This is a genomic window from Paractinoplanes globisporus DSM 43857, assembly GCF_000379645.1.
Lineage (GTDB): Bacteria > Actinomycetota > Actinomycetes > Mycobacteriales > Micromonosporaceae > Actinoplanes > Actinoplanes globisporus.
Genome location: NZ_KB903305.1, coordinates 88462 through 101086, shown reverse-complemented (window position 1 = coordinate 101086; position 12625 = coordinate 88462). Strand labels below are relative to the sequence as shown.

At 70.7% G+C, this 12625-nt stretch carries 16 protein-coding genes; 4 read left to right on the top strand and 12 right to left on the bottom strand.

Annotated elements, in window-relative coordinates; genetic code table 11:
* Positions 1-3: 3 nt before the first annotated feature.
* Complete coding sequence (locus A3CQ_RS53445; RefSeq protein ID WP_020512680.1) at positions 4-219, bottom strand: PIN domain-containing protein; 216 nt, start codon at positions 217-219, stop codon at positions 4-6.
* A 72-nt stretch (positions 220-291) separates the two neighbouring features.
* Positions 292-501: a type II toxin-antitoxin system VapB family antitoxin gene (locus A3CQ_RS0119750; RefSeq protein ID WP_020512679.1), complete on the bottom strand. Its 210-nt coding sequence runs from the start codon at positions 499-501 to the stop codon at positions 292-294.
* Between the two features lie 326 nt (positions 502-827).
* On the opposite strand from A3CQ_RS0119750, the gene A3CQ_RS0119745 reads away from it, so the two are divergent.
* Complete coding sequence (locus A3CQ_RS0119745; RefSeq protein WP_026205906.1) at positions 828-1121, top strand: MTH1187 family thiamine-binding protein; 294 nt, start codon at positions 828-830, stop codon at positions 1119-1121.
* The gene (locus A3CQ_RS0119740; RefSeq protein WP_245577276.1) at positions 1118-1792 is read left to right on the top strand and encodes an HAD family hydrolase; all 675 of its coding nucleotides are present in this window, start codon (positions 1118-1120) and stop codon (positions 1790-1792) included. Before A3CQ_RS0119745 ends, A3CQ_RS0119740 begins: the two co-directional genes overlap by 4 nt.
* On the opposite strand, the gene A3CQ_RS0119735 is transcribed toward A3CQ_RS0119740, so the two are convergent.
* Both A3CQ_RS0119735 and recO read right to left on the bottom strand, forming a co-directional pair.
* On the bottom strand, positions 1767-2567 hold the full coding sequence (locus tag A3CQ_RS0119735) for an isoprenyl transferase (RefSeq protein ID WP_020512676.1): 801 nt from the start codon (positions 2565-2567) through the stop codon (positions 1767-1769). The two genes, A3CQ_RS0119740 and A3CQ_RS0119735, sit on opposite strands and share 26 nt — an antisense overlap.
* The gene (recO, locus tag A3CQ_RS0119730; protein WP_020512675.1) at positions 2567-3355 is read right to left on the bottom strand and encodes a DNA repair protein RecO; all 789 of its coding nucleotides are present in this window, start codon (positions 3353-3355) and stop codon (positions 2567-2569) included. The genes A3CQ_RS0119735 and recO overlap by 1 nt, the downstream gene beginning before the upstream one ends.
* Positions 3356-3465: 110 nt before the next feature.
* On the opposite strand from recO, the gene A3CQ_RS0119725 reads away from it, so the two are divergent.
* Positions 3466-4260 (top strand): DUF4097 family beta strand repeat-containing protein, encoded by a 795-nt coding sequence (locus tag A3CQ_RS0119725; RefSeq protein WP_020512674.1) that lies wholly within the window; start codon positions 3466-3468, stop codon positions 4258-4260.
* Entirely contained in the window at positions 4257-5003 is a 747-nt protein-coding gene (locus tag A3CQ_RS0119720; RefSeq protein ID WP_020512673.1) for a thioesterase family protein, read from the top strand. The genes A3CQ_RS0119725 and A3CQ_RS0119720 overlap by 4 nt, the downstream gene beginning before the upstream one ends.
* On the opposite strand, the gene A3CQ_RS0119715 is transcribed toward A3CQ_RS0119720, so the two are convergent.
* The 8 genes from A3CQ_RS0119715 to A3CQ_RS0119680 form a co-directional block, all read right to left on the bottom strand.
* Positions 4986-6014 carry an acyltransferase family protein gene (locus A3CQ_RS0119715; RefSeq protein WP_020512672.1) on the bottom strand — a complete coding sequence of 343 codons (1029 nt, stop codon included), beginning with the start codon at positions 6012-6014 and terminating at the stop codon, positions 4986-4988. The genes A3CQ_RS0119720 and A3CQ_RS0119715 overlap by 18 nt on opposite strands.
* A 70-nt stretch (positions 6015-6084) precedes the next feature.
* Entirely contained in the window at positions 6085-7053 is a 969-nt protein-coding gene (gene era, locus A3CQ_RS0119710) for a GTPase Era (RefSeq protein ID WP_020512671.1), read from the bottom strand.
* Between the two features lie 383 nt (positions 7054-7436).
* Positions 7437-7823 (bottom strand): cytidine deaminase-like protein, encoded by a 387-nt coding sequence (locus A3CQ_RS0119705; protein ID WP_020512670.1) that lies wholly within the window; start codon positions 7821-7823, stop codon positions 7437-7439.
* Positions 7816-9186, bottom strand: a complete 1371-nt coding sequence (locus tag A3CQ_RS0119700) for a hemolysin family protein (protein WP_026205905.1) — start codon at positions 9184-9186, stop codon at positions 7816-7818. The genes A3CQ_RS0119705 and A3CQ_RS0119700 overlap by 8 nt, the downstream gene beginning before the upstream one ends.
* Before the next feature lie 5 nt (positions 9187-9191).
* Positions 9192-9662, bottom strand: coding sequence for an rRNA maturation RNase YbeY (gene ybeY, locus A3CQ_RS0119695; RefSeq protein ID WP_020512668.1), 471 nt, complete (start codon positions 9660-9662; stop codon positions 9192-9194).
* Between the two features lie 24 nt (positions 9663-9686).
* The gene (locus tag A3CQ_RS0119690; RefSeq protein WP_020512667.1) at positions 9687-10760 is read right to left on the bottom strand and encodes a PhoH family protein; all 1074 of its coding nucleotides are present in this window, start codon (positions 10758-10760) and stop codon (positions 9687-9689) included.
* A 115-nt stretch (positions 10761-10875) separates the two neighbouring features.
* Complete coding sequence (locus A3CQ_RS0119685; protein ID WP_020512666.1) at positions 10876-12270, bottom strand: serine hydrolase domain-containing protein; 1395 nt, start codon at positions 12268-12270, stop codon at positions 10876-10878.
* Entirely contained in the window at positions 12267-12620 is a 354-nt protein-coding gene (locus A3CQ_RS0119680; RefSeq protein WP_020512665.1) for a histidine triad nucleotide-binding protein, read from the bottom strand. The genes A3CQ_RS0119685 and A3CQ_RS0119680 overlap by 4 nt, the downstream gene beginning before the upstream one ends.
* Positions 12621-12625: the final 5 nt, after the last annotated feature.

Below are 12625 nucleotides of genomic sequence, written 5' to 3'. Positions count from 1 at the left end.
CGATCAGTCGATCGACCCCGGATCGGCCAGCCACCGCACCCTCTGCCCGGTGACCTCGGCGACCTGCACGAAGTCACGGTCGTAATGAAGCAGCGTGAGACCGTGGGCCTCCGCGGTCGCGGCGACGAGGAGATCGACCGGCCCGGGCGATCGATGGGTTCCGCGCTCGGTCAGCCCTTCCTGCACATTCTGGGCGCGCTCGTAGATGCGATCAGGCATGAGCACCCAGCAGATCGGGATTGCTCGTCATCCGGACGAAGGCACTCGTGTCGACCAGAAACCCGACCCTCTTCATGCGCGGTAGTTCCGCTTGTCGAGGAGGTCGTCGAACACACCCTCCTCGGCCAACTTCGCGAGTTCGTCGAAGGCCTCCATCCGACGCCGACGCTGATCCAGCTCGCGAAGCGCCGCATTGACCGTTTCCTCTTTGCCCGTCGTGCCGAGCATCTTCGCGACACCGGCCAGCGCTTCGTCATCCAGGTTGATGAGGGCTTCGCTCATGGGCGCCTCCGCAGGTCCGACGGCATTTTCGAGTATAGCGTCTGTTGTCATGAGACTACCGTAGGCGCTAGACATCTAGCGGAGCAACAAGAGGGAGGACCAAAACCGAGGTGGGGATCCGAACCGGTTGCGGGCGGGACGAAGGGGCAACGTCGGTGGAAATCCGGGCCTCACCTGCGAGAAAGCGCGATCCCCGCTCCCGATCCCGGCGGCCCGGCAGGTGGCCCGCCAACACGTGAGAGCGCTCTCTCGTCGCGACACGGCAAGGAAACGAGGATCTGCCTGGGACTTGCTGCTTAACCGGATCGGGCTGGGACGATGGCTGCATGCTTGTTGCGTTTTCGGTAACGCCGTTGGGCGTGGGTGAGTCGGTGGGAGATCTCGTGGCCGAGGCCGTCCGGGTGGTGCGCGCCTCGGGGCTGCCCAACCGGACCGACGCCATGTTCACCACGATCGAGGGTGAGTGGGACGAATGCTTCGCCGTGGTCAAGCAGGCCGTGGAGGCCGTGGCCAAGGACGGGACGAGGGTGAGCCTGTCGCTGAAGGCCGATGTGCGGCCCGGAGTCACCGACGCCCTCACCGCCAAGGTCGCGCACATCGAGCGGGCACTGCAAGAGTGAGACGCCTGGTCATGTGGGACGTCGACTACACCCTGCTGCGCGGCGGCGGGGTGGCCGGTCGCGCCTGGCAAAGGGCGTTCACCGAGGTCACCGGCCTCGAGTGGCTGGCCAGCCCGGTCTTCGGGGGCCGCACCGACATGGACATCTGCGCCGAGGTCTTCGCCGTGCACGGGGTCACCGACTGCACGCCGGAGCGCTTCTTCCTGCGGTACGTCGAACAGGTCAGGAAGGTCCAGCACGAGTTCGGCGAGCAGGGCGCCCTGATGCCGGGGGTCCGGGCCGTCCTGGACCGGCTCGGCGACGAGCCCGGCGTGGTGCAGACGCTCGTGACCGGGAACGTGCCGGAGGTCGCGCGGGCCAAGGTGGCCGCCTTCGACCTCGCCGACGCCTTCGACGCCGAGGTCGGCGGTTACGGCACCGACGACAGCGTGCGGGCCACCCTGGTGCGGCGGAGCCTGGAGCGGGCCGAGGCGAAGTACGGCGAGCGGTTCGCCCCGGTCGTGATCGGCGACACCGTGCACGACGTCACCGCGGCACTGGCCAACGGCGCGCTCGCGGTCGGGGTGGCCACCGGGTCGACCAAGATGGCCGACCTGGTGCTCGCCGGCGCGCACGCCGTCCTGCCGGATCTCTCCGACGTGGACGCTACGGTGCGGATTCTGATGACTTAGGCGGAGCAACGGGATTAGGCACGGCGCCCCCGAACCGGCGGTCGCGGCTGGCGTACAGCTCGCACGCGTACCACAGGTGACGGCGGTCGAAGTCGGGCCAGAGCGTGTCGAGGAAGACCATTTCCGCGTACGCCGACTGCCAGAGCAGGAAGTTCGACGTGCGCTGCTCGCCGGACGGGCGCAGAAACAGGTCCACCTCGGGCACCTCGGGGTGGTAGAGGTATTTCGCGATCGTCTTTTCCGTCACCCGGTCGGGTTTGAGCCGGCCGGCCGCCACGTCGCGGGCGATCGCGGCGGTCGCGTCGGCGATCTCGGCCTGGCCGCCGTAGTTGACGCAGAACTGCAGGGTGAGCGTGCTGTTGTTCTTCGACATCTGCTCGGCGGTCTGCAGTTCCTGGATCACGCTTTTCCACAGCCGACCGGCCCGGCCCGACCAGACCACCCGCACGCCGAGGTCGACCAGCTGGTCGCGGCGCCGGCGGATGACGTCGCGGTTGAAGCCCATGAGGAAGCGGACCTCGTCGGGCGAGCGCTTCCAGTTCTCGGTGGAGAAGGCGTAGGCGGAAAGGTAAGGGATGCCGAGCTCGATCGCGCCCTCGATCGTGTCGAAGAGGGAGTGCTCCCCCTGCTCGTGGCCCTTGGTGCGGGACAGGCCACGCTCCTTGGCCCAGCGCCCGTTGCCGTCCATCACGATCGCGACGTGGCGCGGCAGCGAACCCTTGGGCAGCTCGGGCGGGCGAGCCCCGGACAGGTGCGGGGTGGGCGGACGCGGCATCAGGAAGTCTCCCGTCGATCGACCAGCGGCAGCGAGCGCAGCGCCCGCTCCATGTGCCATTGCAGGTGGGCGGCGACCAGGCCGCTGCACTCACGGCGCACCGGCGACTCGGACGCGTCGGCGACCGGCCAGTCGCCGGCGGTCAGCGCGCTCATCAGGGCCAGCGTGGCCGGCGCCGGATGGGCCGAGCCGGGCGGGCGGCAGTCGGGGCAGACCGCGCCGCCGGCCGGCACCGAGAACGCGGCGTGCCGGCCGGGGGTGCCGCAGACCGCGCACTCGGCGATCGCGGGCGCCCAGCCGGCCGTGGCCATGGCCCGCAACAGGTAGGCGTCGAGCACCAGGCCGCCGGCGTGCTCACCGGCGGCGAGCGCCTTGAGCGCGCCCAGGGTGAGCTGGAACAGGCGCAGCGACGGCTCCCGCTCGACGGGGGTGAGCCGCTCGGCGGTCTCGGCGATGGCGCTCGCGGCCGTGTAGCGCGGGTAGTCGGTGAGGAACTGCTTGCCGTAGAGGGCGACGGCCTCGACCTGGCTGACCGAGTGCAGCGAGCTGCCGACGCCCTCGGGCGAGCCGGCCAGCTGGAGGTCGACGTGGCCGAACGGCTCGAGCCGGGCGCCGAAGCGGGACATGGTGCGCCGCACGCCGCGGGCGACCGCGCGCAGCCGGCCGTGGTGGCGGGTCAGCAGCGTGATGATCCGGTCGCTCTCGCCCAGCTTTTGCACGCGCAGCACGACCGCGTCGTCGCGGTAGAGCTGTCGGCGGTAGCCGGAACCGGTGGGCACGGGTGCCATTCTGCCCCGGGCGTACGACAAACCCTGACTCGGTCTCAGGGTCATCTCCGGGGTGGCTCAGTGAGAGGACCGATGGTGTGGGCCGGGGCCGCGCGAATAGCGTCAAGGCCATGACCACGACCCCGTTCCGGCGCGCCGGAGTCCTCGCCCTCATCGCCGCGACGACGGCCGGCCTCAGCGGCTGCGCCGGTGTGATCGGGGCCAAGATGACCTACGACGACACCGAGAAGGGCAAGATCACCGACATCGTGCTGACCGGCGGCGCCGGCGACGTGTCGGTGACCTCCACCGCCGACGTCACCCAGACGACGATCCACCGGGTGATCCGCCGGGCGACCAACCCCGGCGAGTCCTACAAGCTGCAGGGCACGACGCTGACCATCGACACCTCGTGCGGGGTGAACTGCTCGGTCTCGTACGAGATCAAGACCCCGGCCGGCGTGAAGGTGCGCGGCAAGGAGCGCTCCGGCGATATGCGCCTCGACGGGGTCGCCGACACCGACCTCGAGGTCACGTCGGGCGACATGACGGTGACCGGCGCGACCGGCCCGGTGCAGATCAGGGCCACGTCGGGCGACATCCGGGTGATCGACGCCAAGAGCTCCGTGAAGATCCAGTCCACCTCGGGCGACATCCAGGCGCTCAACGCCGGCGGCCCGGTCGACGTCCGGGTCACCTCCGGCGACGTGCAGGTGTCCCTGGCCGCGGCCAATTCGGTGACCGCGCACACGACCAGCGGCGACATGCATGTCATGGTTCCCGCCGACGCGAAGTACAAGCTGGTGACGAGCACCGGCTCGGGCGACCTGACCGTCGACCGCAGCGTGCAGAACGACGCCACGGCGAAGAATGTGATCGACGTGCGGGCCGGCAGTGGGGACGTGACCGTAGCCTCGACTCCGTGAGCTACTACCAGCCGCTGGGTGACGACCGCTACGCACCGACCGAGTTCACCGAGAGCCCGTGGGACAGCGCCATGCAGCACGGCGGACCGCCGGCCGCCCTGCTCGGGCACCTGCTGCGCCTCGACGGCCTGAGACTGGCCCGCATCACCGTCGACTTCCTCGGACCGATACCGCGCCGCGAGTTCCGGGTCGAGGTGTCGCAGGTCAAGCCGGGCCGGCTGACCGCGCTCAACGAGGCGCGGATGGTGGTCGACGGCCGTCCGGCGGTGACCGCGCGGGCCTGGCACATCGCGCCCGGCCCGCAGCCGCCCGTGGTGACCGAGCCGCAGCCGGTTCCGCCGCGGCCCGAGCGGGAAGACCTGTTCGGCGGCAGCTGGGGCTACGGCCGCTCGATCGAGTGGCGGTGCACCCTCGGCAGCCTCGACGCGTTCGGCGAGACGCACGTGTGGACCCGGGTGCGGATGCCGCTGATCGACGGCGTGCCGATCACCGGGCAGGACCGGGTGCTGATCGTGGCCGATTCGGCCAACGGGCTCTCGGCCGAGCTGCCCTGGGACAAATGGCTGTCGATCCCGCCGACCATGACGACCACGCTGCTGCGCGAGCCCGCGGGCGAGTGGGTGCACATGGCCACCCGCACCATCCTCAGCGACGACGGCCTGGGCCTGGCCGAGGCGTCGCTGGCCGATGAGTCGGGAAAGATCGGTCAGGTGGCCCAGCCGCTGCTAGTCCGCGCGCGATAAGGCGTAGGCGGGTGCGGGCGAGACCGGCACCCGCCGCCGGGCGGCACCGGGGATCAGCGCGGGCCGCCGCCCGGCGGACACGTCCTCCACCCAGCCCACGGCGAGCACGATCACCGCGAGCAGCACCCCCACCACGGCCAGCCGCCAGCCGATGCCCACCCAGCCGAAGATCGGCAGCCCCGACCACTCGGCGAACCGCGCCACCGCGACGATCAGCGGCACGTGCCACAGGTAGATCGTCAGGGCCCGCGCGTTCAGCACGGTCAGCACCCGGCGTGGCCGCACCATCGGCGACACCCCGAGCGCGACCAGGATGAAGGCCGCCGACCAGAGCGCATTCCCGAGCGGGATGTCGTTGAGGTCGAACCCGCGCGGCCCCGGATGGGTGATCGTCCAGGCGGCCCCGGCCACGGCCAGCACCGCCACCAGCCACCAGCGCCGGCGGGTGAGCTTCAGCAGGCCGTCGTGGTGCGCGAAGCCGAGCAGCCACGCCCCACCGTAGAGCGCCAGGTCGCGCAGGACGGGCGGTGGCGTCAGCCCGGAGAACGTGATGACGGCCAGGGCCACGTACGGGAAAAGGATTGTCATCAAGGGCGCACGCCGGAACAGCGGCAGAAGCAACGGCGAGAGCAGGATCAGCCAGAGGAAGTCCCGCAGGTACCACATGGCCGCCAGCCCCTCGAGCCAGAACCCGGTCGCCGGCGGGTCCTGCAGCGGGAACGCCCACATCAGCAGCCGCCAGTCCCAGACCAGCCCGATCGAGAGCATCGCCGGCACCGCGATCGCGACCAGCAGCCACAGCGACGGCAGCAGCCGGTGGAGCCGCTTCTCCACCGCCCACGGGCCGTAGCGGTCGAGCGAGGCCGCCATCAGCGAGCCACCGAGCGCGAACATCACCGACATCGCCGGAAAGACGACGCTCAGCGCGGCCCAGCCGGTGGAGTGATAGACGACCACGCGAACGGTCGCGACGGCACGCAGAAGGTCCAGGTACTGGTTACGCGTACGCATAGGACCACTGGCTTACCCAAGCAACGCACCCCGGAGCAAACCAGCGTGAATTATCCCATAGTACGCAAAATCAGAAACCCAGCTTGCGTAATTGACGAGGATCACGCTGCCATTCCTTGGCTACGCGCACGTGAAGATCGAGGTAAACCTTGCCACCGAGAAGCTGCTCGATCTCCCGCCGGGCCTGGCTGCCGACCTCCTTGAGCCGCGCGCCCCGCGCCCCGATCACGATCGACTTCTGGCTGTCGCGCTCCACGTACAGATCCGCGTAGATCTTCGTGAGCGCGCCCTCGACCATCATCTCCTCGACCAGCACCGCGATCGAGTGCGGCAGCTCGTCCCGCACCCCCTCCAGCGCCGCCTCCCGGATCAGCTCGGCGATCAGCATCTGCTCCGGCTCGTCGGTCAGCACGTCGTCCGGGTACAGCTGCGGCGACTCCGGCAGGTACTTGATCATCACGTCGACCAGATGGCTCACCTGATGCCCCGACACCGCGCTGACCGGCACGATCTCCGCGAAGGCGTACAACTTGCTCACCGCGAGCAGATGCTCGGCCAGCCGCTGCGGGCTCACCAGGTCGACCTTGGTCACCACCGCGAGGACCGTCGCCTTGAGCTCGGCCATCTCCGCCGAGATGAACCGGTCGCCGCGCCCCACCGGCTCGTCCGCCGGGAAGCACACGCCGATCACGTCGACCTCGCTCCACACCTCCCGTACGAGATCGTTGAGCCGCTCCCCCAGCAGCGTCCGCGGCCGATGCAGCCCCGGCGTGTCCACCAGCACGAGCTGCGCGTCCTCCCGGTGCAGGATTCCGCGGATCACATGCCGCGTCGTCTGCGGCTTGCTCGAGGTGATCGCGATCTTCTGCCCGATGATCGCGTTCGTCAGCGTGCTCTTGCCGGCGTTCGGCCGCCCGACAAAACAGGCGAAGCCGGCCCGATAGGTGCCGTTCGTCGCGTCGCTCCGCGCCGCCTCCGCATGCCGGTGGACCTTCTGGCCGACGTCCTGCTTTGCCCGTTGCTCACGGTTGGTGGTCACGTCTCGCGATTCAGAGGTACGCCCCGGGGACGTCCCGCCGGAAGAGGCCCGTCCCGCCGCCGAGGCATCAGCGGCGTCCCGGCGCCCCTGACTCGGCCGACGCGAACCACCGTCCCCCGCGCCTTTCCCGCCCGCCGCTCCAGTATTGGCATCCCGCCTGGCCCCGGCCGCCCCCGCACCGCGCTTCTGCCCAGCCGCTCCCGCCGCCGATCCGCGCTTCTGCCCCGCCGTCCCGGCACCCGCACCGCGCTTCTGACCGGCCGTCCCGGCACCCGCACCGCGCTTCTGACCGTCGCCGGCGCCCTCGACCCGGCGGGCCGCACGACGCTCCTGGCGCCGCAGCTCATTGCGCTCGCCCGGCGTGAGCCTGCGCTCGGGCTCGCTCATGCGGTGACCGTGCCGAGCAGCACCCCGGTCGGCGCGGCCACATGGATCGGCGCATCGGCCGACAGGTCACGCACCGCCGCGTGACCGGCGCCGTCCAGCTCCGACGCCTCGGTCACGACCGCGGCCGCCTCCAGCCGCGCCGCGCCCGACGCCACCGCCGACGCCACCGCCAGCTGCAGAGCCGTCACGGCCAGGCTCGGCATCGACACCGTCGCCGCCGCATAGGTCCGGCCGTCCTGATCGCGTACGGCCGCACCCTCGACCGCACCCACCCGCGCGCGTGCGCTACGCGCCAGAGTGACCAGCTTGTTGTCCTCGGCGCTCAGCGCCGAGCCGTCGGTCGTCGCCGGCACGGCGGCGCCGGCAAAGGTCTGGTCAGGCATCGGCGGTCAGTCTTTCCTCGGTCTCGGTCTCGGAATCCGGCTCGGCGGGACGCTTCGGCGGTTGATTGCTGCGCACCAGCACCGAATCGATCCGGTTGCGGCGCCCGGTCGTGCCCTCGGCCACCAGATGCAGGCCACCCACATCGACCTTCGCACCCGGTATCGGCACCCGGCCCAGCGTCTGCGCCAGCAGCCCTCCGACGGTCTCCACCTCGTCGGCCGGCAGCTCCACCCCGAAGATCTCCCCGAGGTCCTCGATCGGCAGCCGCGCGGTCACCCGCACCGCACCGTCCTCGAGATGCTCGACCGGCGGGCGCTCGACGTCGTACTCGTCGGTGATCTCGCCCACGATCTCCTCGAGGATGTCCTCGATCGTGACCAGGCCCGCCGTGCCGCCGTACTCGTCCACCACGATCACCAGGTGCGTGCGGGCCGCCTGCATCTCCGACAACAGGTCGTCGACCGGCTTCGACTCCGGCACGAACGTCGCCGGCCGCATCACTTCGGCCACCGCCTGCGCCGTCGCTGCCGCGTCGCCCGACTGGGTGCTGCGGATCACGTCCTTCAGGTAGAGCACGCCGAGCACGTCGTCGACGCTCTCCCCGATCACCGGGATCCGCGAGAAGCCGGAGCGCAGGAACAGGTACAGCGCCTGCTGCAGCGTCTTCGACGTCTCGATCCACACCATCTCGGTACGCGGCACCATCACCTCGCGGGCGATCGTGTCACCCAGCGCGAACACCGAATGGATCATGTCGCGCTCGCCGTGCTCGACCACACCACGCTGCTCGGCGAGGTCCACCAGCTCCCGCAGCTCGACCTGGCTGCCGAACGGGCCCTCCGGGAAACCCTTGCCGGGCGTCACCGCGTTACCGATCAGAATCAGCAGCGAGGCCAGCGGGTTGAGCACCTTCCCCAGCCAGCGCACCAGCGGCGCCGCCGCGCGGCCCACCGCGTACGCGTGCTGCCGACCCACCGTCCGGGGCGCGACCCCGACCACGACGAAGCTGACCACCGTCATCGCACCGGCCGTCACCAGCGCCGCCTGCCAGCCGATCCCCCAGCTGTCGACCGCGACCAGCGCGATCATCGTCGTCGCCGTCAGCTCGCAGAGCAGCCGCAGCAACAGCAGGAGGTTGAGGTGACGGACCACGTCCTTGGCCACCGCGGCCAGCGCCGCCGCGCCGCGCTGTCCCTCGCGAGCCATCTCGGCGGCGCGGGCGGGCGAGACCGTGGCGATCGCCGCGTCGGCCATCGAGGCCAGCCCGGCCAGAAGAACCAGGATCACCGCGAAGGTGATCAGCTGCACGTCCGGCAGGCCCGCCGAGGCCTGGCCTGCCGCGAGTAGAGGTGCGGGGTCCACCGGGATCAGCCGGCCTGCCTGGTCGCCCGCCAGGCCTGCAGCAGGCGGTTCTGCAACGAGAACATCTCGCGCTCTTCCTCCGGCTCGGCATGGTCGTATCCGAGCAGGTGAAGAGCGCCGTGCACGGTCAGCAGGTGCAGCTCGTCGGCGGCCGAGTGACCGGCCGCCGCGGCCTGCTTCGACGCGACCTCGGGGGCCAGCACGATGTCGCCGAGCAGCGCCGGCTCACCCGTGCCGGCCTCGCCGGGCCCGTGGTCGACGCTACCCTCGTCCATCGGGAACGCGAGGACGTCGGTGGGGCCGTCACCACCCATCCAGCGGTGGTTCAGCTCGGCCATGTAGTCGGTGTCGACGAGCAGGATCGACAGCTCGGCGAGCGGGTTGACCCCCATCTCGTCGAGCGCGTACCGGGCCACCGCGAGGATCGCGTCGGTGTCGACCTCGACTCCCGACTCGTTGGCGATCTCGATGGACATAGTGGTGGTCTTTACCCCTTGAACCTAGCGCCTACGCCCGGAACGGCCGCCAGTGGCGGCGCGCCCCGGCACGGCGTGAACGGATGCGGCGTGTTGCTCCTGCGCGGCGTCATATCGCGCATACGCGTCGACGATCTCCGCCACCAAGCGGTGCCGGACTACGTCGGCACTGGACAGTTCGGCGAAGTGCACGTCCTCGACATTCTGCAGGATCTCGCGGACAACCTTGAGCCCACTGCTCGTGCCACCCGGCAGGTCCACCTGCGTGACGTCGCCGGTGACCACGATTTTCGACCCGAACCCCAGACGAGTCAGGAACATCTTCATCTGCTCGGGAGTCGTGTTCTGCGCCTCGTCCAAGATGATGAACGCGTCGTTGAGCGACCGGCCACGCATGTAGGCCAGCGGCGCGACCTCGATCGTGCCCGCGGCCATGAGACGCGGGATCGACTCGGGGTCGAGCATGTCGTGCAGGGCGTCGTAGAGGGGACGCAGGTACGGGTCGATCTTCTCGGTGAGCGTGCCGGGCAGGAAGCCCAGCCGCTCGCCGGCCTCGACCGCGGGACGGGTCAGGATGATGCGGCTGATCTGTTTCGCGGTCAGCGCCTGCACGGCCTTGGCCATCGCCAGATACGTCTTACCGGTGCCGGCGGGGCCGATGCCGAAGACGATCGTGTTCTCGTCGATGGCGTCGACGTAGCGTTTCTGGCCGAGGGTCTTGGGGCGGATGGTGCGCCCGCGCCGGGAGAGGATGTTGAGCGTCAGCACCTCGGCCGGCCGCTCGGACGTGTTCTCCTCGAGCATGTTCGCGGTACGGCGGACCGAGTCGACAGTGAGCGTCTCGCCCTTCTCGATGAGCTCGATCAGCTCGGAGAAGAGTCGTTCGGCCGTGGCGTTCTCGGCGGGGTCGCCGGTGATGGTTATCTCATTGCCGCGGACGTGGACGTCGCTGGCGAGGGTTCGCTCGATGAGCCGCAGGATTTCGTCCTTGGCACCCAGCAGGTTAACCATGATCTTCGGGTCGGAGACCGAGATCTTGGTTTGTACCCGCGCCGCGCCGCTGGAGCCCGCGCTGGAAGGGTTCGGCGTACCGGTCATAGGGCGGCCCAGAGGGCCTCCGCCACCTGCTCTCGTGTCCTGCGTCGCTGACACTGCGACGCGTTTCGAAGGATCGTGCCATCGTATCCGCTGGGCCGCTCGGCCGCCGATGCCATTATCGCCCGGAACCGTCCTCGGGGCCGTCCCACGCCGGGCCGCCGTCGAACGCCTCCTGCACGCGCGTGAACCGGTACGTGGCCCAGTGCATGCGCACGATCGCCCCGGTGTCGTCGCGGGTGAGGCGCAGCAGCTCGCCCGCCTCGCGCCCGGAGACGGTGCGCAGCACGTCGGGCCGGCCGGGCAGGGCCCGGAAGACGGCCGGCGGCCGGTCGGCGGGCGCCTCGGGGAGCCGGGCCTGGAGGGCGCCGTCGTGCCAGGAGAAGACGAACGGGCTGCCCTCGCTCCACCACACGCCGAGCGCCGAGCGGTACTCACGGGGTGCGGGCGCCGCCGGTTTCCAGGGCTTGATGTCGGCCGGGTCGGCCTCGACGGTGAGCCGCAGCAGCTCGTGGACGAGCTCGTTGATCTGGCCGGCGGTGCCCGAGGAGCCGAGGACGGCGCAGCCGAGCCCGTCGGGGGCGCCGTCGCCGCGGCGGCCGTAGACGCCGGCGAGGAACCCGGGCATGGCGCCGTCGTGCCCGACGTGCACGGCCCGGCGGGCCTGCGGGGCGAGCAGGAGGCCGAGGCCGAAGCCGCTGGCCCAGACGGTTTCCTCGCGAGTGGTGAGCGGCCAGCGCATCTCGTCGACGGTGGCGGCGGCCAGGACCTTGCCGCCGGGGTCGGCCAGCTCGGGTGAGACGAGGAAGGCGGCCCAGCGGGCCATGTCGGTGGCGGTGCTCCAGAGCTGGGCCGCGGGGGCGACGCCGCCGAACGGCATCTGTGGTTCGGGCCGGGCGGCGTCGGAGTACTCGTCGACGAGGTAGCCGACCGCGGCCTGGGCCGGCGCGTCGGCGGTGGTGGCGTCGAGGCCGAGCGGGTGGAGGATCCGGTCGGCGAGCAGCTGTTCCCAGGTGGTGCCGTGGAGCCGGGCCACGAGCTGGCCGAGGACGGCGAGGCCGAGGTTGGAGTAGTGGAACTGCCGGGCGTTGGGCAGCACGCGCTCGGCCCGGTCGAGCTGGGCGAGCAGGCCGTCGGCGTCGGGCGGCACGAGGGTGTCCCAGACGTCGCCGTCGGGTTCGCGCTGGAAGCCGGCGGTGTGCGAGAGGAGCCGGCGGATGGTGGCGTCGCCGTGCGCGGGCACGTCAAGGTAGGCGGAGATGGGCCGGTCGAGGTCGAGGAGCCCCTCGTCGCGGGCCTGCATGACCAGGACGGAGGTGAAGGTCTTGGTGACCGAGCCGATCCGGAAGCGGCTGTCGGGGCTCAGCGGGTGTTCGGGTCGGCCGGAGTCGCCGATGGTGAACACCCACGGCTCGCGGTCGGCCCGGTGCAGGGCGACGGACAGGGCCGGGATGCGGCCGTCGGCCTGGGCCTTGCGGGCGGCGCGCTCGTAGCGCCCGAGGGCGGCGCTCATCGGGGTGCCAGCATGGGACCGAGGGGCTCGCCGCCGAGGACGTGGGCGTGCACGTGGAAAACTTCCTGCCCGGCGTACGCCCCGGTGTTGAAGAGCAGCCGGAATCCCTCCATGAGCAGGCCCTCGGTCTCGGCGACGACGGCGCAGGCGGCGAGGAGGTCGGCGGAGCCGGCCGGATCGTTCTGGGCGAGGGTGACCACGTCGGCGTGGTGTTCCTTGGGGATCACCAGGACGTGCACGGGCGCCTTGGGGTCGATGTCGCGGAAGGCGAGCGTGGTGTCGGTCTCATGCACGACCGTGGCCGGGATCTCACCCGCGACGATGCGGCAGAACAGGCAGTTGTTGTCCACCCCCG

Coding starts and splice junctions, on each gene's coding strand:
- A3CQ_RS53445 (WP_020512680.1), bottom strand. CDS start 219: ATGCCTGATCGCATCTACGAGCGCGCCCAGAATGTGCAGGAAGGGCTG.
- A3CQ_RS0119750 (WP_020512679.1), bottom strand. CDS start 501: ATGAGCGAAGCCCTCATCAACCTGGATGACGAAGCGCTGGCCGGTGTC.
- A3CQ_RS0119745 (WP_026205906.1), top strand. CDS start 828: ATGCTTGTTGCGTTTTCGGTAACGCCGTTGGGCGTGGGTGAGTCGGTG.
- A3CQ_RS0119735 (WP_020512676.1), bottom strand. CDS start 2,567: ATGCCGCGTCCGCCCACCCCGCACCTGTCCGGGGCTCGCCCGCCCGAG.
- recO (WP_020512675.1), bottom strand. CDS start 3,355: ATGGCACCCGTGCCCACCGGTTCCGGCTACCGCCGACAGCTCTACCGC.
- A3CQ_RS0119725 (WP_020512674.1), top strand. CDS start 3,466: ATGACCACGACCCCGTTCCGGCGCGCCGGAGTCCTCGCCCTCATCGCC.
- A3CQ_RS0119715 (WP_020512672.1), bottom strand. CDS start 6,014: ATGCGTACGCGTAACCAGTACCTGGACCTTCTGCGTGCCGTCGCGACC.
- A3CQ_RS0119705 (WP_020512670.1), bottom strand. CDS start 7,823: ATGCCTGACCAGACCTTTGCCGGCGCCGCCGTGCCGGCGACGACCGAC.
- ybeY (WP_020512668.1), bottom strand. CDS start 9,662: ATGTCCATCGAGATCGCCAACGAGTCGGGAGTCGAGGTCGACACCGAC.
- A3CQ_RS0119690 (WP_020512667.1), bottom strand. CDS start 10,760: ATGACCGGTACGCCGAACCCTTCCAGCGCGGGCTCCAGCGGCGCGGCG.
- A3CQ_RS0119685 (WP_020512666.1), bottom strand. CDS start 12,270: ATGAGCGCCGCCCTCGGGCGCTACGAGCGCGCCGCCCGCAAGGCCCAG.